This is a genomic window from Kosakonia sp. ML.JS2a (assembly GCF_025642095.1).
Taxonomy (GTDB): Bacteria; Pseudomonadota; Gammaproteobacteria; order Enterobacterales; family Enterobacteriaceae.
The window spans coordinates 1,581,486-1,605,511 of sequence record NZ_CP106754.1 but is presented as its reverse complement, the minus strand read 5'-3'; the positions used below and the strand labels follow the sequence as shown (position 1 = coordinate 1,605,511).

18 protein-coding genes are annotated in these 24,026 nt (G+C 52.0%); all 18 read right to left on the bottom strand.

What is annotated here, in order from left to right; all coding sequences use genetic code 11:
* Positions 1-77 precede the first annotated feature (77 nt).
* Positions 78-1,454 (bottom strand): VasL domain-containing protein, encoded by a 1,377-nt coding sequence (locus N7922_RS07765; protein ID WP_263099980.1) that lies wholly within the window; start codon positions 1,452-1,454, stop codon positions 78-80.
* Between the two features lie 47 nt (positions 1,455-1,501).
* A complete protein-coding gene (locus N7922_RS07760) occupies positions 1,502-2,746 on the bottom strand; it encodes a GIY-YIG nuclease family protein (protein WP_263099979.1) in 1,245 nt (414 codons plus the stop codon).
* 385 nt (positions 2,747-3,131) lie between these two features.
* Positions 3,132-3,584, bottom strand: a complete 453-nt coding sequence (tssE, locus tag N7922_RS07755) for a type VI secretion system baseplate subunit TssE (protein WP_263100857.1) — start codon at positions 3,582-3,584, stop codon at positions 3,132-3,134.
* A complete protein-coding gene (gene tssJ, locus N7922_RS07750; RefSeq protein WP_263100856.1) occupies positions 3,577-4,113 on the bottom strand; it encodes a type VI secretion system lipoprotein TssJ in 537 nt (178 codons plus the stop codon). Before tssJ ends, tssE begins: the two co-directional genes overlap by 8 nt.
* Positions 4,094-5,197, bottom strand: coding sequence for a type VI secretion system baseplate subunit TssG (gene tssG / locus N7922_RS07745; RefSeq protein WP_263099978.1), 1,104 nt, complete (start codon positions 5,195-5,197; stop codon positions 4,094-4,096). The genes tssJ and tssG overlap by 20 nt, the downstream gene beginning before the upstream one ends.
* Positions 5,152-6,915 (bottom strand): type VI secretion system baseplate subunit TssF, encoded by a 1,764-nt coding sequence (gene tssF, locus N7922_RS07740; protein WP_263099977.1) that lies wholly within the window; start codon positions 6,913-6,915, stop codon positions 5,152-5,154. Before tssF ends, tssG begins: the two co-directional genes overlap by 46 nt.
* A 21-nt stretch (positions 6,916-6,936) precedes the next feature.
* Complete coding sequence (gene tssA / locus N7922_RS07735) at positions 6,937-8,532, bottom strand: type VI secretion system protein TssA (protein ID WP_263099976.1); 1,596 nt, start codon at positions 8,530-8,532, stop codon at positions 6,937-6,939.
* Positions 8,532-11,951: an ImcF-related family protein gene (locus tag N7922_RS07730; protein WP_263099975.1), complete on the bottom strand. Its 3,420-nt coding sequence runs from the start codon at positions 11,949-11,951 to the stop codon at positions 8,532-8,534. The genes tssA and N7922_RS07730 overlap by 1 nt, the downstream gene beginning before the upstream one ends.
* Complete coding sequence (locus tag N7922_RS07725) at positions 11,938-13,098, bottom strand: hypothetical protein (RefSeq protein WP_263099974.1); 1,161 nt, start codon at positions 13,096-13,098, stop codon at positions 11,938-11,940. Before N7922_RS07725 ends, N7922_RS07730 begins: the two co-directional genes overlap by 14 nt.
* A gap of 3 nt (positions 13,099-13,101) precedes the next feature.
* Positions 13,102-13,368, bottom strand: coding sequence for a PAAR domain-containing protein (locus N7922_RS07720; RefSeq protein ID WP_263099973.1), 267 nt, complete (start codon positions 13,366-13,368; stop codon positions 13,102-13,104).
* A gap of 29 nt (positions 13,369-13,397) precedes the next feature.
* Positions 13,398-14,081: a hypothetical protein gene (locus tag N7922_RS07715; RefSeq protein ID WP_263099972.1), complete on the bottom strand. Its 684-nt coding sequence runs from the start codon at positions 14,079-14,081 to the stop codon at positions 13,398-13,400.
* Positions 14,082-14,131: 50 nt separating this feature from the next.
* A complete protein-coding gene (locus tag N7922_RS07710; RefSeq protein ID WP_263099971.1) occupies positions 14,132-14,800 on the bottom strand; it encodes a hypothetical protein in 669 nt (222 codons plus the stop codon).
* Positions 14,797-16,701, bottom strand: coding sequence for a LysM peptidoglycan-binding domain-containing protein (locus N7922_RS07705; protein WP_263099970.1), 1,905 nt, complete (start codon positions 16,699-16,701; stop codon positions 14,797-14,799). The genes N7922_RS07710 and N7922_RS07705 overlap by 4 nt, the downstream gene beginning before the upstream one ends.
* 8 nt (positions 16,702-16,709) lie before the next feature.
* Entirely contained in the window at positions 16,710-17,240 is a 531-nt protein-coding gene (locus N7922_RS07700; RefSeq protein ID WP_263099969.1) for a hypothetical protein, read from the bottom strand.
* A 1-nt stretch (position 17,241) separates the two neighbouring features.
* Positions 17,242-19,878 carry a type VI secretion system Vgr family protein gene (locus N7922_RS07695; RefSeq protein WP_263099968.1) on the bottom strand — a complete coding sequence of 879 codons (2,637 nt, stop codon included), beginning with the start codon at positions 19,876-19,878 and terminating at the stop codon, positions 17,242-17,244.
* A gap of 308 nt (positions 19,879-20,186) precedes the next feature.
* Positions 20,187-20,651, bottom strand: a complete 465-nt coding sequence (locus N7922_RS07690; protein WP_263099967.1) for a putative T6SS immunity periplasmic lipoprotein — start codon at positions 20,649-20,651, stop codon at positions 20,187-20,189.
* A complete protein-coding gene (locus N7922_RS07685; RefSeq protein ID WP_263099966.1) occupies positions 20,645-21,211 on the bottom strand; it encodes a type IV secretion protein Rhs in 567 nt (188 codons plus the stop codon). The genes N7922_RS07690 and N7922_RS07685 overlap by 7 nt, the downstream gene beginning before the upstream one ends.
* A complete protein-coding gene (gene tssH / locus N7922_RS07680; RefSeq protein WP_263099965.1) occupies positions 21,208-23,874 on the bottom strand; it encodes a type VI secretion system ATPase TssH in 2,667 nt (888 codons plus the stop codon). The genes N7922_RS07685 and tssH overlap by 4 nt, the downstream gene beginning before the upstream one ends.
* Positions 23,875-24,026: the final 152 nt, after the last annotated feature.

Genomic DNA, 24,026 nt, shown 5'->3' with positions numbered 1-24,026 from the left:
AATTTCGGCGACCGTCCACTGTGCTTGGTGATTCTGGTGACGCTGCGTTTTATCCACCATGTCAGACCTCCCTGGAATTAGTCACGTTGTTTTTCCTGCGCCAGCGTAGAGATTTGAGCCCGGAGGCGTTGCTCGGCCTGCCGGACCTGCTGCTGGCGGTGCTGTGAGTCTTCAGGCAACTGATTTAACTGACGAAGCTGTTCTTCCACCGGGACGTTCTGTCGGAAGCTTGTCAGCATGCCAAAGACCTGCGATTTAAGTTCACTGACAGTGATATATTTTCCTTTCTGGCCGTCAAGCGCATTCAATTTATTGGCAAGAGCCTGAAGCTGCGTCATACCTTCATGCCAGCCGTTTATTGTATCGAAAGAAAGTAATGAGACATTAATCTGTTGTTGCCAGTATTGTGTCAGAGGCTTAGCCTGCTCCGGCCACAACGCCTGAACCTGTTCGATGAGTTTTCTGCTGTATGCAATATTCCAGTCAGGCGGCAACTTATCCAGTCCGGCAAGCTGCTGCTGTGTTTGCGTGATGACCGCTTGTGGTAACGGAGACTGCTGACGCAACATATCCAACTGTTCAGGCGTGAGTGTTGCGGGTAACGGAGCCAGTGAAGCAGCAAGCTGAGTCTGTAGCGGGTCAGGCCGGTGAAGAAACTGCCAACTCCACACTGCGACTGCACTTATTATCAGCATGGTACACATCCCAGCGCTGAAGGATTTCCTCTTTTTGACCGGAGTGGGCATTGCCGCCAGTACCTCTATCTTCGCGTGGTGTTCCGATTGCGCAACGTACACCCACTTCACTGCACTGTCTGGCGTATTTTCAGACAGACTACCAGCAAGGCCTCCCGTGGCTGCTGCATCATTCATCACGGTGGCAGGCAACACGATTCCTGACTGAATGTTCGGCCCGGTGATGGTAGTGTCATCGCGGTTTTCCAGCCTGACAGCACTGTTGTGCATCAGAGTACGCAACGTATCGAGCTGGCTGAGATGTTTAAGTTCCAGGCGCTGCAGCACCTCTGCCAGGCCGGCAAGCAGCTGCTCTGCCCGATACAACTGACTGAGGTCGCTGTAATTTAGCGGGAGCGAGCGCATCCGTTGCTGCAGGCGCTGACTCAGGCTACTGAGGATTTCCATGCGAGCATGTACTGGCTGCGGCCAGAGTGCGCCCCACTGATGGCTTATCAGTGCCTCTAGTATCGCCAGCCCTTCATTAAGCCCGAATAAGCCGGCCAATTGCGTACGCGCAAGCGTATACCAGGCTGCCGTTTGCAGCTCCACACCGTTCTGCTCAAAGAGTGAAAGACAGAGTTTTTCGACATGCTGCCAGTTCACATCCGGGCGAGCCGGATGGGCCAGTTTACTCAGTTCATCACGCAGCGCGGCATAATCCGGTAGCGTGCGCGGGTCACCGCCGGTTTTTATTTTACGTTGAGTTATGTCATGCATGACCAGTTGTCCATTTTGACGCGTCCGGAAATATGGAGGATTAACGCTTATGCGGCTTCGCTTTCTGCATATTCGAGGCTCTGCAGATACTGTAGCGCCACCGGGTCGGCAATATATTCAACCTGCCCATGATGACGCTCCACTTCATCGATAATTCTGCTGAGTTCAACCCTGAAAAACTCCTTACGCAGGTTTATCCTGTTAATCCGGTAGCTTTCCAGATGGTCATGCAGTGTCTTTTCAAGCGCCGGGGCGTCATCACAGGAAATCATGGCGTGGACGTCAAAATCAAACGGCACGGCTGCCCCGCTTAGTTCTTTCACGCGCTCCATAGGCTCCAGCCGTCGGGTCATACCGATTTTGAAGACGTTTTCACCGAAAGAGCCGATATTCGAAATGACATATACATGTCCCTGCTTCGTGAGCTGGGCCATAGATTTGGCACGCTCATACTGCTGATGCACGTCCTGAATTTTCTGCTCAAGCTCCAGACGCTGTCTTTCCAGCTCTTCCCTGTGAGCGCCTTCAGCGGCGAGCAGGGCTTCTTCCAGTAAACGCTGCTGCTCAGCAAGGCGTTGCTCCTCCTCTTCAGCTTCACGCTGCTGCTGGTCCAACTCATCCTGACGCTGTTTTTCTTCCCGTATCTGACGCTTAAGCTCAGCCTGATACTCTTTTTCTTCCTGCGCTTTTTCCAGCAGGGCGACCTTATCCAGAAACTGCTGTTTTACTCCCTCCCAGTCGGCATTATCGTCGAGTTCCAGAAAGGTAATTTTCTCGCTGATAGCTGCGTAAGCTTCTCTTTCCTTGCGGAGCTGGTCGTATTTACTTTGCCAGTTATTTACCGTGGTACCGGAAAGCAGAGTTTTCACCTTAAATTTATACGCGGAGTCCACTATGCGCTGCAGTGCCCGGGAGGAATTATTTCTGGCATTGTGAAATTCATCCCACTGACCAGTAAGCTGTTTCTTTTCCTGATACAGACCACGCGCCACTTCAGTACTGACGGTTTCGTCAAAGGCTTTCTCTTTCTGTGCCAGCTCCGACACGGCCTTTTCAAGCTCAGCTGTTTTCTTCCTGAATCCCTGGTAAATGGAAACCCGCATTATCAGCGCTGCGGCAATCAATAAACCAAAGAACAGGCCAATGACACCCGCCGGATTAGATACAGATTCAATAAACCGCTCATTAAGATTAATTAATGCTCTTACCGCGACATAAACACCCCAGGCGATTACGCCAAGAATAACCAGGATGATACCTGCTGCATTGTCATCTTTTTTTCTTCGTGCCATGTTTCATCTCTTTCCTTTCTTCTTTCAATCCTGATTATTTAGTCTCAATAACGGGCTAAGGGATCTTTGCCATAACAGATTAATATTGGTTTCCAGAGCAAATCGGTAAATAGGTGTATCCGTGATTTGTCTCGTTATTTTGGGGCTCTGTTCCCCATCAACTGTTGACTGTTTCGCCAGGTCAATACGCAATGACTGACAGGCAAAAATAACTGCTACTTATTCCGATTCCGCTATGACAGTAGCGCTAAAATCAGTCCGAAAACGAGTTTTCATCAAAACGTTGTCCCGGCCGGGATCTTACCGACTGGCGAAGCCGGAGCGGGCTGTCTGGTCTGCAGTTTTTTGAGAAACTGTGATTTTGCTGACATGGTGTTATCTGGCCTTACATACGGGTTTGAGCGTCAAGATACTGCTGCTGTTTGAGGTGACGTATCAGCACGCGACCTTCAGGCATAAATTCCGTGCCGTAGCGCACCATTCCACCCCCCTTAAGTTCAGCATCGATGGCATAACGCAGTTCGCCCGGAATGTCCGGCTCAAGCAGTACCACCGCAATCTTTTTCAGCCGCGGCTCGTATTTCAGTAAGACTGCCGACAGGGTCCCCATCAGTTCATGCGCGGTCCCTGGCATCCCCTGCAGTATTTTGGTCATATCCGGCAAACCGTAGTCCGGCAGATGCGCCAGCGTGCCGGCACGGCAGTTGAGAATACGCTGCATATTATCCAGCATGGACAAAATGACCTGGTTCTGCTCGTTGATCTGATTAAGATCGAGGCCACCGGTGAAGTTGCCGAAAAGGGTTTCATAGAGAGAAGGACGCGGCATCTCATTTATCCTTTACCGGCACCAGCGTTAACCGGTTATTGCCTGCCTCGATGACGCGGGCTTTATCTGGATCGAGGTCATCCCGACTGAGCACAACACGCCATGTATTGTTCGTCTGGTCCGGCGATATAAACATCCCGACCGCCGCCACATATTGGGTACGATCCTCCATCGGCATATCAACCATTACCGCCCCACCCGGCTGCAGGCGAATATCTTTTTCCGCCACCAGGTCTGCCTTGATGGCCTGGCTGTCAGCCTTAAACAACGACGGGTAGTCTGTGCTGTCGAAAGTTTTGCGGTCCTTGAGCTGGTAAATGCGCACCACCGTCGACAGTGCCACGCCGCCGGCGTTGCTGTTTACGGCCTCACGGGCCCGAATATCCAGATGCAGGGTCTTTATCTGCTTATAAAAAATTGATTTGGTCACGGCAACGGTGCCGTCCGTGACGCTCTGGGTCAGCCCACAGCCTGCGAGCATCAGTGTGATACCTGCGGCCAGCGAAACCAAGGGGAATTTACCAGCGGTACTCGCCATGTTCATCGGTCTCCCTGCGGTGAAGATTTTCCTGAACCCGCTCATAGCGGCCCAGATTAATGGTGATTGTTTTGGGGTGTGATGCGGTCTTAGTCGCATTCAGCGGTCGCATCACGGCAGTGCGGCCCAACTGTACTGCGCCTGTTTTGTGTTTCGTGCTCATCATCGCATCCGGCAGCAGGCTACGGTCGACACACAGCTGTAACCGCACATCGAGGCGGGAGCCAAGATAGACATGCAGCAGCGCCATCAGGTCGGTGTGCAGCTCGCCACCGGGCAGCCAGCCCTGCACCTCTTCCGGATTGGTGGACGTCAGGCGCATCAGTACCTGGCTGTTCACATCGGTGGCATAGTTGCCCATCACCGGACGGTTTGTCAGGGTTACAGGCTGGCGCACGCTCATGGTCAGCGGCTTCTTCAGCGGCACGCGGCGTTTATCGTGATGCCAGATTTTCGCCTGTGTGTCAGGTGCCAGCAGGCGCACCAGGGAAGCCAGTCCTTCTGCCGTTCGCCCCGGCAGCAACATCACCGGCAGCAGTGCGAGGAAACGTGACGCGGGGGCAGCGATGCTGTCCGTGCAGCCCTCAATGCCAAGGCCTGCCAGGCCCAGCAGATACTGAGATATATTGTCCTTACCGCCGGCTTCAAAGCTCGCCGGGTAAGAATATTTGCGCCAGATGCGGTAGTACTGGGCAATCAGCCGGTGGTTGAAGATATCGAGGAAATCTGCCGTGGCTTCATATCCTTCCCGTCGCTGAGTGATGTCATCGATATAGTGCGTCGGCAGCGGGGACTCCACGCCGTAGAGTCCCATAAAGGTGATGCGCACCGTCGGCGGCAGATGGGGATGCTCAGGCGGCTCACTCCCTTTGATTTCGGAGGCCGGGAAGCCCATGCCCGGATGGGGCCTGAAGCGCACCGGCTCATGGCGCACCTGCCAGCTACTGCCGATAACCGGTTTACCCGGCTGGCTCTGTTCCAGCAGTTGACAGAAGCGATAAAAGTTTATGTATGGCAGGTACTGCTGTAGCTGCTCCATCAACCGGGAAGGCGTGGACTGTGATTCTCTTTCCACCGGATGCATTTTCCTTCTGGCTGAACGATGAGGGTGAGCTGATTGAACTGATTCATGTCGGCATAGAGCGCGAAGAAGCGGTTGAGCATTTCGCCAAACAGGTGGATATCGCCCTCGCCCGTAAACCCGTTGCTGTCGAGGGTTACCTCAATATCCAGCCCCCGCAGCAGGTAGCCCTGCTCAAAGCGCTGCAGTCGGTGGTGTTCGACATGCTGAATCGCCTCCAGGCGGCGGGTGTTCAGTTCGTCTTCCTGCCAGTTGTAGAGCGCCAGCGTCCCGCGCAACACTTCGGCCGTGCTCATCATGTTAAGGAAACCGGAGCCGAGATGACTCAGCACCCGCCAATGAAAACGATCCTCCGCAGGCGGGTAAACCGGCAGCGTGGGCTTGCAAAGATTGCGCACCGAAAGCTGCGTATCCACCACCTGCTCACAGCGGTCAAGCAGCGTGCTCTGCAGCGCCCGGCGCGGCAGTTGGCCGTTGGTCCCGGTAATTTGCAACGACACGGCTTCGCGGTCGATAAGCCGGTCATCTTCCCACTGGTGACCGCCCAGGATAAGCCAGGTGTCATACAGTCCGCTCACACTCCGCTTCACTCTGGTGTGGTAGTAACGCGGTGGCGCATGACGCCGCATCATCCCGCCCTTGTGGCGAAAGCTGCTGAACGGGACATACTCCGCATCGTTGGTCCGGTTTGAGCCGGTGACCGAATCCACGGCATAAATCTCGGTGTGTCCGTCCTGCAGTCGTTTGGGGCGCAGCAGGTACTCACTTTCAAGCCCGGTGATGGTGAGCGGATCGGCTTCTAGGGTGAACAGGTTAATCACCGGCACACAGTGCAGACGAACCGCGTCATCGGTGACCGGAAGGTCAGACGGCCACAGCTGATTAAAGACCACTTCAATATCAAAGTATTCCACCCCGGCAGGCGGCGTAATACCGTCCAGCCCGTGGAGGTGGACGAACATAAACTTGTCCCGGAAGGTGAAATACTCCAGCAGCAGCTGATAGCCGCTGAACGCGGTATCGCCTTTCGGCCACAGGCCATCCTCTTCAGCAAAACCGCCTGGCGAGAAATACCCGTCAAGCCGAATACGGTCAGTCTGCCCGGGCAGGCGCATATACAGGGCGGCCTGCCGTTTGGTCAGCATCAGGTGCAGCTGGCTGCTGACGGGCGCATCCGCGCCGAGATAGAGACTCAGGTGGCTAAGGTCAGCATGGGACCAGTCCGCCTGGGTGCTGCAGGCAAAGCGCATCCGCAACAACGAACGACCGTCAGGTTCGGTAGTCATGGTGACACCCGAAACACTAAGAGGATTGAGCATCACATCCTGCGTGGTTCGGTAGCGGCAGACTGCGTTCTTTGGCCCCACCGGACGGGAATATACTTCCAGACCTGCGGGCACCACTTCCGCCATTTTTATGGCATGCAGCGCCGGAATCAGTGCCACCACTGAAAGCGACGGAATGGTGCGCAGATAGTGTGGCCAGAGCATACTGACCAGCCCTTCGGTGAGCTCCGGCAGGTCGTCATCAATCTTTTCACGCAGCCGCCCCATCGAGAAGGCAAAGCCTTCAAACAGACGTTCGACATACGGGTCAGGTGTGCCAGCCTTATCCAGATCCAGCATAGCTGCACGATCAGGATGGGTTTGCGCGAACTCTTTCGCGGCTTCACGCAGGTAGCGCATTTCTGCATCGAAATAGCGCAGGGTTAAATCTTCCATCTTATTTCTGTTCCTGTGGATTTAACCGCAAAGCACGGCGGCACGGGCAGGATCGACAGCGATCAGCCCGGCAAGTAACTGGTCGATTACCGGTGTAAGGCGTACTTTGTCCGCCTCACTGCGACCGGCTTTCAGGCGCAGGAGTTTCAGATGGCGAGCCTGTACCTCAAACAACAGCTCAGGCTCCCAGTTGCTGAGGGTCACTTCTCTTGCACGCTCACCCAGTTCTGCAAACAGATGTACCGCCAGGTCATTTTTTCCGTACTGCTCAGCAATGCGGCCCATCAGCAGGCGCAACAGCCACTTCTGACGCTCGGTGGTCATACCCGGCCGGGTCTGCAACCAGCCCAGCGCCGCATCCGGGCCTTCACTATCAGCCAGCGCCACGGCTTCCGGCTCCAGCGCCAGAATGTCATCGTTACCGGTGGTGACCGGAGCGGATGGTGTGTCATTACCCCAACCGCCGACGGTGTCCAGCACGCTCTGCTGGATCCAGTTCAATGTCACTTCATCCGCAAACGGTGTTCCGTCACTGAATGCCAGCGTTTCAAGCCCGGATAACCGGGCCAGCAGCCCCTTCAGATCAGCGACAATAATATCGGCCAGTGTATCCTTGCCGGACTTCGTCAGCGCCTGGTGGATATACCACTGCAAATCCAGCCACAGGTGGTTGGCACCGCGGGAAAAGGTACTGTCTGCTGTTTCCAGCATCTCAGCCCAGTTTTGCTGCAGGTACAAACGCTTGAGAAGTGCACGCTGGTCCGCTCTTGGTGGTTCGATGCGGGTACGACCCTGTGCATCCGGGGCCGGGATGGCCCGCAGGGTGTCGTGACGCAGGCTCTTCATCAGATGGTGTGCCGACAGCCAGCCGTCTGGCTGCTCGCGCAGGTATTCGGTGAGGGTGCGGGCCTGAGCCAGCAAATCCTGACCGGACGTGATCCACCCGATTGACGGGGCATCTCTGTGACTGGCTGTCGAAGGGGTTTCGCTGGTACTGGCGTTCTGCGGTACCACCGCATCCACGCCCCCCGCTTTCTGCAAACGGCTTTCCAGCGCACCGTACAGCGCATTGAGTTCCGGGCGGGTTTCATCCGGCTCGTTTTCAGTCAGTCCGGCTATCAGCAGCAGCGCCCCGGTAGTACGCATCGCATCGATCCTGACCACTTCCGGGTACAGGGAAAGGGAGTCAATCATGCGCGAGCCGGCCAGCCATTCCAGTGCCGCCTTACGGCTGCGGTCACGCTGCGGGTGCAGCTGTGGTCCAAAGCGCTTCAGCAGACCGGCCAGCAGTTCGAGGCCTTCTGCCAGTCCCTGCTCACCTTCACGGTGCAGTTTGGCCCAGCAGTAGTACGTCGCCACGCGAATGTCTTTGGCGGTGGTGGTCAGCAGCTTCTCCGCCAGCCGACAGATAAGTTCCGTGTCCGCGCCGGAGAGTTTATTGACCTCTTCGCGCATTTGCTGGAAGTCATCGTCGTAACCCGGGTCTTCACCAACGGGCGATGGTCCGGACAGCGGCTGTAGCCAGCTTTCCCACTGCCCCACGCGCTCGCGAGTAGCAGCAAGCAGTGGCTCCGGCTCGGTCTGACAGGCGCTGAGTAAGACATTCAGGGTACTCATCAGTAAACCTCCTCTGCATCATTCCCTGCACTGGCAACCTGGTCTGACAGTGCTGGCCCTGTCGTGCTGAAGATAGTCTCCGGCAGGCGGAAATTACGCAGCTTCAGCAGCGCCAGCGGCCCCTCGCCGGCTTCGGTACGCAGGGTGTAATTGAGCGTGCGGCCGTCCTGGGCTTTCCAGCTCAGGCTGTAGCTGCTTCCCACGCCCGGGTAAGCCTTGACCGCAGCATTATCGAGCAGGCGGATCCAGCCCCATGCGCCAGGAATATCGGCGTACTGGCGGGTGCCCGCCTGAGTACTAATCCAGCTCAGGTTGGCTCCAGGGGCTTCCGTATCCGCAGGCCAGGAGAAACGCTTCCATGCGGGCAACTGGTTCACGTAGGTCAGCTTCTGGCTGTCGATAATTATGTCGGTCTGCATCACGCCATCGGCAGTGCCCGGGCGCAGCTCGAAGTTCATACCGGCATTACCTTCGGTGAAGGCCACATCCGAGATATGGCTCAGGGTGTTGATGGCGTTGAGGAACGCCGGGTTGAACGCCAGCCCCTGCGAGTTGATGCTGTCCGGTACCCAGTGGTTACCCTCTTTGTGCAGCACGCCTTTGAGACGGGTCTGCAGGAACTGGGCGATACGCCCGGAATCTGCGTTGAGGTATTTAGCCAGCAGCGGCAGGGAAACATCACTACTGGAGTTATTGAACGGATAACGGCCACCAAAGGCACTGTTCCACTCAGCCACCACCGCCTGCTGCCATTGGGCATTGAGGCTGTCGGCCGCCGGAGTCAGCACCTGCTGCCAGGCCTGCTCCATCGGGTTCACAAACACCGTCTGCCCAAAGCCACTCCACTCCTGACCCAGACCGGCGGCAATCAGGCTGCCATAGTCGCGGGTTTCGGTCAGATCAACGGCTTTACCCTGGAATATGGTCTGGGCAATGGTCTGGGTCATGGCCTGCGGGTCAGCAGCATTGGTTACCTGCTGCAGGCGCAGACGCACCTGCGTCACGCGGGTCAGGAACGACTGCAGACTTTGCTCCTGTGCTCCCGTGCGGTTCTTGTCCATCAGCGCCAGCACCGGACCAAAGGTCGCATCCAGCGGGCCGTGAACGCCGGCACTCTGGTCAATGGCATCGTTGTTATCACCGCCGAGCAGGTTTTTGGCCGATTTCACCAGGGAATCGGAAATTGCCTCGCCGGTTTGCCCGGTGCGCCCCTGCACATTGAGGGTGTTCATCAGTGCTACCAGAGGTGACTGGCGCACATCGGCCATCAGGGTCAGTTGGTCAATGGAATCGGACAGCGTGGTGGCCCGGTTCCAGCGCAGGCTGTTAAGAAACTCCAGCCAAGCCCCGCCAAAGTCAGAGAAGTAGCGTTCCGTCAGGCGTTTTTTCAGGGCTTCCGGCGAGGTCTCATCCTGTTTATTCACCTGACGCTTGCTGTCCGTCAGTACCCAGTCGAGCTCGTCACGACGCGCCTTCACCACCTTCTCGATGGCCGGCTGCACGGCCTGCTCCCAGGCCTTGCGGGTGAACATGCCCGGCACGATTTCGGAGGCAGCGAACAGGCGAGCAGCATCGGTATCCCCGGTCATGTCTTCCAGGCGCATATCGACATACAGGTGCGCCACCTGGGAGAGCATCTTCTGATACAGGGTCGATTCACTGTTACGTACGCCCATCAGGCGAACCAGCAGGGAACGCGCCTGGCTGACCATGCTTTCATCAGCCCGCAATTTCCACTCAGGATGCGTCACCAGCTGCGCGCCATAGAACGACAGCAGTGACGGGGCCACCCCCTGCCAGACACTGTCTTTCACGCCATCACGTTTTGGCCAGTCGTGCAGCAGTGCCGAACTGAACCAGGTGGCGTCCATGTTTTCCGGGCGGGCCAGCATCAGGTAGAGTTTGAGCTGGTCATAGGTATTTTTTGCCATCTGCTCACGCAGCGGGCTGCCCGGCGGCAGCGCGTTAAAGGCACTGACCTGCTTCTGCAGATGGTCTGCGGCCGCATCCCGCAACAGCGGCAGCGCGCAGTCCTGATAGCGTGGCCAGAGTGCGGCCAGCAGCGCATCGTTCTGACTCAGCCCGGCCTGTTCATACCATGGCACACCGTGCTCAGAACGGTATTGCAGACGGACCAGCGTTTTCTGCAGTTCAGACAGCGCGTGCAGGCGTTGTTCCAGCGGCTGATTCTGTCGGGCGGCAAGTGCGGCCTGGGCATTCGCACCGTCAATCTGGCTGCGGTTGGTGACATACGCGATGCTCATCCACGCAGCCCAGCCCACCATCACCAGGGCGACAACAGACACCACAACCTTGCGCCAGGGAAAGCCCGGCTTGCGCGGACGCAGTCCAGCAGGAAGCGTCCGGACAGATTCAGGCAGAGCTTCCCAGCGCTTATCCATGCCCCAGTGATGTATGACGGCGCGCTCAGCACCGGCAGAAGGTTGACTGAATACCACCCCAGCCAGCGGCAGCGGGCGGTACGGGTTGAGCATCACCGACAGCGGCGCAGTCACGCTTTGTGGCTCGCGAATGAGCTGGTCAGCCAGCGTCAATAAGAAGTTATGTTTCACTTCACTGCAGGTCTGCTGCAAACCCTGTGAGGTCAAATCTGGCGTCAGGGCGGAGAGTTGCTCTGCCAGCCCTTCGGTACGACAACCGTCAGGCAACAGACAGCCGGTCGCCTGCGTAATACGCCCTTCCGGCTTACCGGCGCGCGGATGCAGGGACCAGACATACAGTGGGAGTTTCCAGCCAAGCGTTTCCATACGCACGCTGATGGCATGAGAGAGTGAATCCATGGTGCTTTCAGTCGGTACCGGCAGCGGCTGTTCCAGCCCAGGCGCGGAGAGCTGGTCAAAGGCCGAGGTAACCCACACCAGCCCATCTACCGGACGGCGGCGCAGTTTGCGCAGCGCGGTCAGCCAGGCACTGTCTGCTGGCGTATTGAGGTCACCGCCCCACAGCAACAGCGTGCCGCGGTCTTCCTGCCATAGCTGAGCCGTAAGACCCGGGGTCAGTTGCTCCACCTCAACGGCAGTACCGGTTATCAACAGGATGCGGGTTTTACGTCCCCAGTGTCGACCGTAGAGGTTACGCATGGCGTCACGGATGGTGTCAACGGTAACGTTACGGGGGGCAGTCTGCTCAACGCGCCCCTCATCGACGGGCAGAACATTTTTGCGTTTTGCCTGAAAACGCGACCACTGTTGTTTAATCGCAAGACTAATAGTTTTGCCATGGCGGACAAGTAGCAGAAGGATTATCACCGCCACAAACACCAACAGCTTAAGGCCATTACTGGTAAGTCCGAACGTATCACCCTTTTTCCAGATAACCAACGCTACCGCAGCTGCAATCAGCGCAGTGATACTGATGCGTCCCCAGTTACCACGCCACACTGAGTTATCCTTCGCCATTCATCAGATTCCCTGTAGTTACGGTATTTGCAAATCGCTGCTCTTTGTCACCCGAAAGCATCAGGCAATCTTCTTTTGTGAGCATGGCTATATCACTAACGACGGCGGCCATAATCCACGGTGAGAAAGGACCGCTGAGTCCGGCATATTTCTCCAGCCAATGGCATTGCTGGGGTTTCCAGCTGCCCTCATATTGTTTTGCACTGGCCAGAAGAGTGGAAAAATCACCACCCCACTTCATGCTGTCGCCCACTATTGCATGCGCAGCGATAGCCTGTGACTGGGTTGAGAAAAAGGTATCGAGCTCTTCACTCAGCATTTGGGCTGATTCAAGCGACATAGGCCGAAGCAGGCGAGCGTGATGGGTTAGCTGATACTTCGTTGCTACATCATCAGAGGTCAGCATTAAAGCCGAGAGCGAATCACTGTACTCATTCCCTCCCTGAGTCTGGTGAATCAACATAAGCTCAACATCCAGAATCGGGGCTTTCAGGCGTTCGCCCACCCAATCGAAGGCCCGGTCTTTAAGAATTGTCAGTAATGGTACGGGATACGCCTGTCCAACTAACTGGAGCCAGCATGCTGAAAATTCTCTCTGCAATGTCTCATCAGGATCGTGTGAATCAGTCAGTAAGGTTGCGTGGAAAGGGAGGTCAGACAAGCGCTGTAATTCTGATATGTCCAGGCCCCCAATCAATGCTGAAAAAGCATCTTCGCCAACAGGTAGCACTATTCCCCGAGAAAGAGAACTACCCTGCTCGAGATCTTTGGGGGCCTGCAGAAATGTGGATGGCGTCAAGTCATCAGGCAGGATAACCCGGCTATACAGAACCGCCAGATAACGCCCGGCCCAGGAAGTCCATTGCTGCTGTGCATAGTCTGCCTCATCGGATTCAAACTGATGACGGTCCATTGCGTGGTTATACATCCAGCCGCGAATGCAAATCGTAACGAACCAGATAAAAAGAGGGCCTCCGGAAACAATCCAGAGATTGAATTCTTGTAATGCTCCCAAAAACTGATTGGCATGGAGAACAAAGAGTAATACTCCAGCAATAACAGCAATAAGGCCTGCAATCAGCCACAAAACCAGAGAAGGCTCATTTGGTTCTGCGGTAATTGTGGCTTTCTGACGCTCCCAGCTCATAACTTATCCTACTGAACAATCCGGTGCACTGGAGATAACATGACAACCACATTCACATTCACAGCCATCAACAACAACGGACTTCCCATCAGAGATCCATTCCGGAGATCCTTCGATAATGGTATTGACACCATGCCCTTCGACAGGGCAATTAACTTCATCTCCAACAAGTGCCACTTTTTTTCCATTAACGATCATGGTCGAAGATGCAGAAGTAACCTCGCCGCCGTGAGTAGTTTTATCTCCGAGTAATACAAATCCTTTGGACATATCACACCTAACAAATTAGATTGTATGTTTTAATTGAGTCGACGGACCTGAATCCACCCTTTTTTGATTTGTGGAACAACATCATTATCGAGGAATGCAGAACAGATGCCGAGTTCACCGACGGCGAAAACTGTAGCAGGATATCCGACCAATATATCTTTCCTGCCTGATGGATCTGGCTCCTCAACATTAGGAAGCCCCGTTTCCACATAATTATTAGCTTTTAAATATTGATTACAATCAATTCTAAACCCTTTACCATTGATATCTTTTATCGATGCCTTCTCTCCAATATCAAGGCGAACAACTTTACCATTGAATTTATCGCCAACAGAAATACGTTCTTTCGAATCTTCTTTTAAAAAGAGAATAGTGTTTGCTGAAACAATCATTTCGCCCCCTGAAAAATTAGCACCCGCCCACCCTACAACATTTAAATAGGCATCGCCACTTTCATGATAAAAGAATATAGTAGGTACATTATCCTTTATTTGAATGTATATTTCATCAGTAGCGGAAAGTTCAGGTACGGGACTTAAAATGTATTCACCAGCATCTTTTCTTGGATTGTTAGCCAAGACACCGTATTCTTTTAACTCTCCCTTATTTTTATAAACCCAGTAACCATAATACAAACCATCTTTTATTTTGATGCCATTACTGGATGCAATGACAGGTAAAAACAAAGCAAGGAAGGACATTAACTTAAACATAACCCCATCTCAATATAGAATGAGCCGCGCATACTTTACGGATAGATAATTTAGTTAATTCTTTTGAAAAGCATCCAACCATTTAACACTTCAATTTTATTATTCTTATTTAAAGTGGCGTTACACAATCCATCACTACTCAATAAAACACTACTACTATAGTCTTCCATTGGATCATTTTTTTTCACTTTACTTCCGTGTTCTTCGTTTGATTTAAAATATTCAGAACAGTCGATCTTGAAAACATCATTTTTTAAAATTTCTATAGGAGCAATTTCAGATGTGTTTTTAGTTTTCTTATTCCCCGCAAATTTAACACCCACCTTATATTTTATGTCACGATCACTATCGCCATCGGTATTATCATAAAAATTTTTCGTGGTTGGAGTATCAATTAATATCGATTCATCATTCAATTGAATGTTTGCCCACCCAATAGTTGGCCCACCTTCAATTTCTTCATGCTTGAAGAAAACAGCGCCAGAACCCTTATTGATTACAATATATACTTCATCATTGGACTGGTCATCAATTTTATTTTTTAAATAATAAAACCCGTCAACCTCATCAATATCCCCAACAACGCCAGCTACAGTTTTATAATTATCACTAGGTCCATATGCCCATTCGAGATGGTATAATCCAGGTTCTAAAGAAAAATCGCTTGCATTTGAAAAAAAAGGAAAAAGAAACAGAAAAATCGCTAAAAATATTTTCATTGTACAATCTCCACATGGAACGCCGGCTCGCCGCTATGCAAAAACGGGCTGATGTATTTAAAACCATCATTATTGGCAGCATATTCCGTAAGAGCCTTATCAAAGGCTAATAACACACTTCGTTTACTTGATAGGTTTTTACTAATATCAAATACATTTCTCTCAGCATACATTTCTTCTGAAACACAGTGACGTGATACTAATCGCCCCTCGCTTTGAAGTTGAATTACTTTTTCTGTCATAGCGGCTTTAACTGCTGCTGTTTTGCCATGATCATTCCCACCGGCATCTATGGCCGCTTTAATGACCTCTCTCCCAGCTTTAGCATAATATGCTAACTGTGAATCTATCCCCTTGCTTTGCATATTACCGTACATCGCATTCACTTGTTTTTCAACAGAACGTAACGTACTAGTTATCATGATTTTATGAACCCCTGACGATTTCATTATTCCTTTTATAATATCAAGAGAATGATTGGTTACCAGATTTTTCAAGCTGAGAGGAATATCTTTAGAAAAATCCACAACCGGCTCAAAGTCTTTATCAACAGAAACATTTTTAGCTTTCCCATCGGAAGTAGTCTGATGCTTCTCTGGATCACTTTTACTCCTACGAGCAACAGACTTGTCCGTCGTCGTAGTTTTAATATGAATTACATTGCTTTTCTTTTCCGAGTCCGCAGACTTACTTCCTTTAGGCAACACAACATGACTTCTTGAATATTCTATAGCTGCTTTAGCATTAGCATTTTCAATTCCAACATTTTTGAGAATCTCCTTTTTGGTTTGTTCAGAAACATAGCGGCTAACATACCCATGGTTTTGATTACCGTCAGGCATTTTCAATTTAGCACCCACGCGTAACATGTTTACGTTATGAATCTTATTAACTCTTGCTAGCTTCTCAACTGATACGCCATGACTCTTAGCTATTGCTGATAAAGTGTCACCTTTCTTAACGGTATAAGTTAGAGTCTTATGCTTTTCATCGGTGTCTTTTCCACCAGTTGCTTTAGCTAAATCTTTGTAATTATCAGCAAGAATAGTAAACACAATTTCTGAACCTGCGATAGCATTGACTGATTCAGTCATCCCGTTTGCATCAGTCACACCTTTGATAAAAACCAGAGATTTCTCATAGTCTGACACTAAATTTGGGCATGTTGAACTTGGAAATGGAGAGATTGCAGCAATATAATTTTTGTTCTTGAATGCTGTGTTATTTCCCGTAGACAGTTTAAATTTAGTATTAACTTCAGTATTTTTTAGCAACCCTTCCACAGCTGATAAACGCTTAGTTATATAAAGCGCCCACTTCTTGCCATCTGAACTTTTCTCACGTGTACCATCAAGATATTTCCCTAAGCTATAGGCACCATCATGATGCAGTAAATAAAGCCACTCCCAGTATTCACTTTGATCTGATGTGTAGCTCTCCATCACCTTCGATTTGTTAAGTAAAAAGGAATAAATTACCGCATAACATCCTTTTTCAGCTTCAAAAACTTCTTCATTACGAAGATCTAGCTGAAAACCAAGAATGTCTTCAGATTGTGTCAATGCATCTTTGATAAAACCAACTGTTCCTTGTGCTAAACCAGCTGCGCTAGTAGTCCCTGCTGCCGCATCGGGGTTAAACCCGGACTCGACTTTAGTTGTTAATAATATATATGATATCTCTTTATAACTTAATCCATAGCGGACAGCTATGGTAATTATCATATCTATAATAGCATCCTGAACATCTTTATCAGCATCTCCTGTTGTACGGCTGTTACCTCTTAGCTTTCGGGATGTATCTATATCCGGATAGAGTGAGATTAGCGAAAATGGCTTAATCTGATCATCAAAATATGCTTTTCCCTTCTTGGCATTTAAATACTCATATAAATCAGACATACCATACCTCAGCGATTGTTAATAAAGTCTATATTTGTATTATCGTATGGTTTTTTTATCTCTCGAGTTCTAAGCTCAGAAAGCTTGTTACCTGTAATAAAGTTACCTGAAAGATCAATAAATGGGGCGTCAATATAGGACAACAATGAACCCTTTACGCTCTCCTCTTCATCCAACCCTAGATGGTATCCGATCACAATATTTTCATTGTCATAGCATTTCATTGTGGAGGGGACCCAATCACCAGGCTTAACTACATCATTAAAGGAATAACCCTGTCCTTCCAGGAGGACTTTTTGGCTATTCGGGATGTATGGCAAAGAAAACTCTTTATTATTCGTACCGTTTTTTATTTCCAATTGATAATTTTTGCATATATTCTCCGCTCGGCTTTTTTGATTCACCTGGCATTCAGCACTGACCGTTACCAAAGCTGAGCCACATTGCATTTGTGCTGATTTAGCATTCCATGTGCCACTAGCAAAAGAAAAAAATGGAGCCAGCAACATGCATAACAAAGATTTAAACTTAAAAGCCATATCACACACTTTTATTTCCCTCACAATCACTGCATTGACAACCATCATCCAGGAATGACATATCTGAAAATGATGAACAATGTACTCTATCCACAATATTCTCACTATCGTACCAATAATCACTTTGAATCATTTCAAGTTCAAAAGGCTCATTCGGGTTTGATGAGTAAACTGGGACTGTTTCACCGTTCTCGTCTGTTCTACCAAATAATTTCTGCCCATTACTCGATGTCAGCATGTATGCCGCAGCTGCAACTGGAACACCTGCATCAGACGATGCCGTAAATTTCCCACTATATCCAGATGGAAACTGGGGCATAACACTACTCATGCTTACACTACCCATTTTCTGCGCATTGGCACATTTCCACAGGATATTACCTTCACAGCCCAGAATAATATTCTTACCCTGAAGTTGGATGAACGACCCATCCAGATTTTTCAGCACGACATCTTTCGCCGCCGTGATTTCAACTCGCCCTTCCGTGCTGGTTACGGTCACATCCTTTTTGGCTATCGCATCAAGCGCATCATCCTGAGCCTGAATTTCTACTTTGCCCTTAGCGGCAAAGAGTTTCATCCCGGCCTTACGGGCCAGCATACTCACGGCTTCACCCGCAGCCACAGTAAAGCGCTTAAGTGCACTGATGTCAGTGTTTTGTTGGGACATAATCCCGACGCTGGCGCTTCCCGAGGCCATACGCACTGCCTGCGGACTGGTAATGCTTACACCTTCAGGTGCATTTAACACCATCCCTGGCTGCGCGAGATCTTTGAGGGCATCAGTCAACTTCACCTGGCTCTGAATATCAGCAGGTAGCGCCTGCGCAGTTTCAGCCGCGTCTGACATGCTTCGGGCAATACTCAGTGCATTCTCGAGCTGGGCTATCGCCTCCTGCATGGAAAGCATTTTGTCCCCGGCAAACGGCTGCTTATCTGCAGTGATAAACACCCCGGCACCACCCCGGATGGAAACATGTCGGTCAGTACGCAGCTCAGCACCTTCACCGCGTAGTTCGCGGGAGGCATCCACGTTGTGGCCTAAATTGAGTTGGGTTTTGCCGCCATACTCCGTACTGAGCTTGATGTGCTCTTCACCGCGCTTGTCTTCCATCCGCAGCTTGTTCAGGCCTGCGGTGCGGATAACATTGCGTGTGCTGTTGGCCTCAGTGACGTGGTCAACGTGGCGGGAGTCGTGCAGAGCGTGAGCTATATACGGGCGATCGGGATCGCCTTCATGGAATGCAATGGCGACTTCAGTGCCCTGGATCAGCGGGAAGTGGAAGCCGTACTTATCACCACCGTAAGGCCTGGCAAAGCGCACCGGCATACTTTCCATGCCCTGCTTTTTGTCATCACGGTCGGCATCAAATTTCACCCGGTACATGCCGGATGCATCCTGCCATGCGTAAATATCGTTATCTTTGGCGCTGGTCACGCGCGCCATCAGCGTGCCGCTGACCACCGGGCGCTTTTTAGCGGCAGGACGCCAGCAGCGGTTCTCGTAGTAAGGCATCCCCTCCCACATCACGATCAAGGCATCTTTACGACTGGCTATATAGCCCGTGCGGGTAATGATTATGCCGTTGTCCGTTTCTGATGGCAGTGTCGGCGGTACCACACGTTCACTGATGGTCAGCACCTGGGCCGGTGAAAGCAGGGCATCATTGCTGAACCCGCTGATTGCCGTCTGTCCGGACAGAAAACGCTCGTGCTCAAGGCGAGCCCAGAAGTTGCCAGTTTCTGCTGAAGGTGTGATTTTATCGCCACGTTCAAGATGACGCGGCAGGTAGTGATAGACCTCACCATAGGTAACACCGTCACCGTCGCCACGGGTCATGTCCGCCGGTACAGAAGTCAGGATGTTTTGAGCTTCACGATGGTTATAGTCACTGGCAGTGACAGAGCGCTCAACCACGTTCTGTCGGACGTTTACCCCCCATACAGAGTCCGCTGCATTGTCACTCATTCCCGATGGGCTGCTGAGCGGCAGAGACTTACCGAACGTCCATGCGCTCTGCTTGTCTGCGAAATGCACCACTTCGGTCTGGGTGTCAGGTTGCAGGGTAAAGAAGTAGAAAATCCCCACTTCGGCCAGCAGACGCTCAATAAACGCGAGGTCATTTTCCTTGTACTGGTTAATCTGTTCACGCTTCAGATAGTCGGCTTTGAGGGTAAACTCATACTCCCAGCCTTTCAGACCATGCTCCTGCAATACTTCGGTGACGACTTCCGGTACCGACTTGTTGACGAAAAAACGGTGGGTACGGAATTGCTTGCGCAGCAAAGACAGGAACGGCTCAATAATAATCTGGTACGTCGCCTGGTCACGTGAACCACTGATACGCTTAAAATGCGTCACCACGCCATGCACCACTTTCTGCCCGGTCAGCCCCATCAGTGGCCCTGTTCCCATGGTCAGCGTGGCAGGCTTAGTCAACAGTTGCGCTGAACTGATATTCTGATCGCTGCTGGTAAAGATAATTTCGTAGTAATAAAGCTCACTCATGAACTCCTTACCGTTAAACTCTTCCACATCCAGTGAGGCTGTGCAGGACGGAATATCCAGGCGGTAGCGGTTCAGTCCGCCTTCAGTTAGCGCAGACAGGGTGTTCTTAAGCGTATCTGTCAGACTCATGATATTGACTCCATGGGATAACCTGCAGTCCATGACTTTATTGCCAGAGGTCAAGTAACAGGTTTAAGTACTCAGCGAGTACGAAAAAAGTTATTACAATTCCAGCCCCGACAGCGAGCGTAACAAGGGCTTTAATCAGTTATACGGTCATTTCAAAATTGTTCATGCTGTATTTGCCATCATTGCTAATCGGTATTACGTGCTTAACAGACTTGAATATAAAGCTATCCAAAACAGACAGAACGACGGCAATAACGAGCATAATAAAGTAAGTTACTTTCATTACTTGACTCCGATACTGCTATTCATCAATTCTTAATCATTTCATCATACGGCCTTAGGATCTCCATATCGTTGGGTCGTATGCTATGAACCACGCCTTTACTCACCTCCAGCGCTGAAACAATACGTCGAGGACGGTCTGCATGCCTTAAAGAGGCAAAGCTGGCTTGAATGAAATACTGGCCATCTTTATTGAACTTATAAAACGATGGTGGAATACAAAGCAATTTATTACTTATCCGTAACTGTGGGCTGAATATTATCTTTTCATCTTTGGGGTTTGTTCCCCGAGGATTAATAGATATGTACTTTAATACATAGTCATCACCACCATTGACAGAGAAGCAAACACTCCCATTATTAAAAATGATATGCCCCTCTTCATCTGGCTCAAGTCTGTCGCCAGGCCCCGGACATCCGGTTAAGGTTTGCAAACATATAATAACAAGCAGGCTTATTCGCAGAACCCGAAAAGTTATCGGAATTACCATGGAAATCCTCTTAACGCGTTTTTATACCCTTGTTTAATGCCAGACTCAGAAATATCGCCATCCAACGTTATACTCTGATCAATCCTCAGCTTTAACCAGCCGTAATACCCTTCACTTTGCAAAGCAAAGTTATCTGCAATTACTTGTGCTTGTTGTTCCATTGGATATTCGCTTAACAGTCGTCCATCGAGCACATACCGATAGCTCACCAACCAGCTTATCAATCCTCTGGCAATGACGTTCATTCCCCGCTCTCTCTGCCAAACATGACTCATTTCATGAATAAATAAATGCCGTAAAAATGGCAAACTTTTTGAGAAGTCATCGCGATACCAATACCGGAAATATATTTCACCATTAGGTGTCATTGCGGTATGTTCATTCTGCAACCCAAATGGCAGATAGCTACCGCGATGGATTTTTACCTTCTCGTAATCGATCCGGTTACCGAATACCGTTCTGGCTAAGGCGATTTCCTCGGTTGTCAGCTTTCTGACGGAATCATCGTCCTGCTTCTTGTCGTCCTTCTTTTTCTTCTTGCTGGCATCATGAATGGTCATTCCTTGCCTCCGGATTCGCGTTCAGCCGCGCCTGAAAATTCAAGCCCAATCCCTTTTTCATCATTCCAGCCGAGCGTCAGGGAGTGCGGTTTCTGTTTCGCAGCCATATGAGTCAGCAACTGTTGGCTCAGCACCGGCAAAATCTGCTGGTTAAGTAAGCTGTCGACGTTGCGTGCACCGGTGTCCGGCAGCAGACAGGCAGAAGTGAGTGCGTCATACAGGCTTTCTTCAATATGCGTGGTCAGGCCGTAGTGACGATGCAGGCGCTTGCTGACTTGGGCGAGCTTCATTTCCACGATGGTACGCATCGCGGCTTCCGCCAGTGGTCGGTAAATCACGGTCTGGAAACGGCCCAGCAGCGCTGGCTGGAAGTGGTCACGCAATATCGGGCGCAGCAGTTCGTGCAGGTCACCTTCTGTCGCTTCCGGCTGTTCGTCCAGCAGCTGCATTAAGTGATCGCTGCCGAGGTTGGAGGTCATCAGAATGACCGTATTTCTGAAGTCGATTTCGCGGCCTTCGCCATCGCGCATAAAGCCGCGGTCGAACACCTGATAGAACAGGTTCATCACATCGCGGTGGGCTTTTTCCACTTCATCCAGCAGTACCACGCTGTACGGGCGCTTGCGTACGGCTTCGGTGAGAATACCGCCCTGACCGTAGCCGACGTAGCCCGGAGGCGAGCCTTTCAGTTGGGAAACGGTGTGTGGCTCCTGGTATTCAGACAGGTTGATGGTAATCAGCGACTTTTCACCGCCGTACATCACGTCGGCCAGCGCCAGCGCGGTTTCGGTTTTCCCCACGCCGCTCGGGCCGACCAGCAGGAACACACCCTGCGGACCGTTTTCGGAAGTGAGGCCGGTTTTCGCCGCGCGCAGGCGCTGGGCGATAGCGGTCAGTGCTACATCCTGCCCGACTACGCGCTTGCCGATTTCATTTTCCAGGGTCAGCAATTCGGTCTGTTCGTCTTTCATCAGGGAAGACAGTGGCACGCCTGTCCAGTCGGCAATCACGGTGGCGACTGTGCGCACGTCCACATCAACGCAGAGCAGCGAATTGCTGTGCTGCATGCCGTTCAGCTCCTGTTGCAGCGCGTGGGTCTCGCGCTGACGGGAGATATCCTGACGGCTTTCAAGTAGTTGTTCGGTGAGTTTCAGCTCCTGCCCGTACTGGGTTTCCCGTTCGCCGAGTTCAACAATCAGGTCGTTCTCTTCCTGCTCGATAGCCGTCAGGCGTTCGCCGTGGCTCTGACTGCCGACGGCGATGTCTTCCAGCAGCGCCTGCTTCTCCATCTCCAGAGAAGTGATCTGCGAGCGGATGCGGGTCAGCTGTTCCGGCACAGTGTCGAGGCTCATGCGCACGCGTGCGGCGGCGGTATCGAGTAAATCGACCGCTTTGTCCGGCAGCTGACGGCCTGTCAGATAACGGCGGGAAAGCGTGACGGCGGCGCGTACCGCATCGTCGGTGATATGCACGTTATGGTGCTCGGCGTAGCGGGACTTCAGGCCACGCAGCATCAGGCAGGCAGTATCGCCGTCCGGCTCGTCCACTTTCACCATCTGGAAGCGGCGTTCCAGGGCGGCATCACGCTCGAAGTATTGTTTGTATTCGGACCAGGTGGTCGCGGCGATGGTGCGCAGTTCGCCGCGGGCGAGTGCCGGTTTCAGCAGGTTAGCCGCATCCGCGCCGCCCGCCTGGTTGCCCGCGCCAATGATGGTGTGCGCTTCGTCGATAAACAACAAAATCGGAGTAGGTGACTGCTGCACGGCGTCGATGACGTTTTTCAGGCGCTGTTCGAACTCGCCCTTCACGCCTGCGCCCGCCTGTAGCAGGCCGAGATCCAGAGTGCGCAGCACGACAGGTTTGAGAGATTCCGGCACGTTGCCTTCGGCAATTCTGAGTGCAAGGCCTTCTACCAGCGCGGTTTTGCCGACGCCCGGTTCGCCGACCAGAATCGGGTTGTTCTTGCGACGACGGGAGAGAATATCTACCATTTGGCGAATTTCAGTCTCACGGCCAAACACCGGATCAATCTTGCCTTCTTTCGCTTTGGCGGTGACGTCGAGGGTGAATTTATCCAGCGCATTCTGTAATGCCGGGCTGAGTTCGCCCTCTTTCACTTCGCTACCCACCGGGCGGCCAATAATTTCCACATCACCACCGGAGGACTGTACCAGCTCAGCTTCCTGCTGCACTTCCGGGCGCTCGTCGGACTGCGCATCCAGTAGCGGACGCAGGCGCTCAAGCTGGCTCTGTCCCAGGGTCAGCAGCGGCCACAGGCCATCGCAGTGGATCAGCTTCGGGCTTTCAATCAGTGCCATCAGCAAATGCTGGCTGCGGATTTGTTCTTCACCCTGTAATGAGGCGGCCATCCATGCCTGCTTCAGCAGCGAGTTGAGAGATTCCGCCAGCTGCGGGCGGCTGCGCACTGAGCGCGGAAGGTTATCCAGCCAGCCCAGCAGCGCCTGCCAAATGCCGTCCATATCCCACTCATAACGCCGTGCCAGCACGGTGAGGTCGCCTTCGCCCTGCTCAAACAGCTTCAGCAGCCAGTGCTCCGGCAGGATTTCGGCATGGGTGCGGGTCTGGCACAGGGAGGCGGCACCTTCCAGCCCGCGGGCGCAGTAGGGATTGAGGCGACGTAACAGGACGGCTGAGTTTTCCATTTTTCTCTCTCTTGTTGGTTCCCGGGCACGCTACCGCCCTTCGCTGTTCCCTGTTCATCAGGAACCCAAAGCGCATCAGGTCAGGCAGGCAGATTGTGTGATTCTTTGCAAAGCGCCCGTGTTAACAAACGCTCAGCAAAAAAGCGGACAGG

Bases quoted from the DNA above. Each gene is read 5' to 3' on its own strand.
- N7922_RS07695 (WP_263099968.1), bottom strand. From the start codon at position 19,878: ATGAGTCTGACAGATACGCTTAAGAACACCCTGTCTGCGCTAACTGAA.
- N7922_RS07730 (WP_263099975.1), bottom strand. From the start codon at position 11,951: ATGGCGAAGGATAACTCAGTGTGGCGTGGTAACTGGGGACGCATCAGT.
- N7922_RS07690 (WP_263099967.1), bottom strand. From the start codon at position 20,651: ATGGTAATTCCGATAACTTTTCGGGTTCTGCGAATAAGCCTGCTTGTT.
- tssJ (WP_263100856.1), bottom strand. From the start codon at position 4,113: ATGGCGAGTACCGCTGGTAAATTCCCCTTGGTTTCGCTGGCCGCAGGT.
- tssH (WP_263099965.1), bottom strand. From the start codon at position 23,874: ATGGAAAACTCAGCCGTCCTGTTACGTCGCCTCAATCCCTACTGCGCC.
- N7922_RS07685 (WP_263099966.1), bottom strand. From the start codon at position 21,211: ATGACCATTCATGATGCCAGCAAGAAGAAAAAGAAGGACGACAAGAAG.
- N7922_RS07720 (WP_263099973.1), bottom strand. From the start codon at position 13,368: ATGTCCAAAGGATTTGTATTACTCGGAGATAAAACTACTCACGGCGGC.
- N7922_RS07765 (WP_263099980.1), bottom strand. From the start codon at position 1,454: ATGCATGACATAACTCAACGTAAAATAAAAACCGGCGGTGACCCGCGC.
- tssG (WP_263099978.1), bottom strand. From the start codon at position 5,197: ATGCATCCGGTGGAAAGAGAATCACAGTCCACGCCTTCCCGGTTGATG.
- tssA (WP_263099976.1), bottom strand. From the start codon at position 8,532: ATGAGTACCCTGAATGTCTTACTCAGCGCCTGTCAGACCGAGCCGGAG.
- tssF (WP_263099977.1), bottom strand. From the start codon at position 6,915: ATGGAAGATTTAACCCTGCGCTATTTCGATGCAGAAATGCGCTACCTG.
- N7922_RS07715 (WP_263099972.1), bottom strand. From the start codon at position 14,081: ATGTTTAAGTTAATGTCCTTCCTTGCTTTGTTTTTACCTGTCATTGCA.
- N7922_RS07705 (WP_263099970.1), bottom strand. From the start codon at position 16,701: ATGTCTGATTTATATGAGTATTTAAATGCCAAGAAGGGAAAAGCATAT.
- N7922_RS07700 (WP_263099969.1), bottom strand. From the start codon at position 17,240: ATGGCTTTTAAGTTTAAATCTTTGTTATGCATGTTGCTGGCTCCATTT.
- N7922_RS07710 (WP_263099971.1), bottom strand. From the start codon at position 14,800: ATGAAAATATTTTTAGCGATTTTTCTGTTTCTTTTTCCTTTTTTTTCA.
- N7922_RS07725 (WP_263099974.1), bottom strand. From the start codon at position 13,098: ATGAGCTGGGAGCGTCAGAAAGCCACAATTACCGCAGAACCAAATGAG.
- N7922_RS07760 (WP_263099979.1), bottom strand. From the start codon at position 2,746: ATGGCACGAAGAAAAAAAGATGACAATGCAGCAGGTATCATCCTGGTT.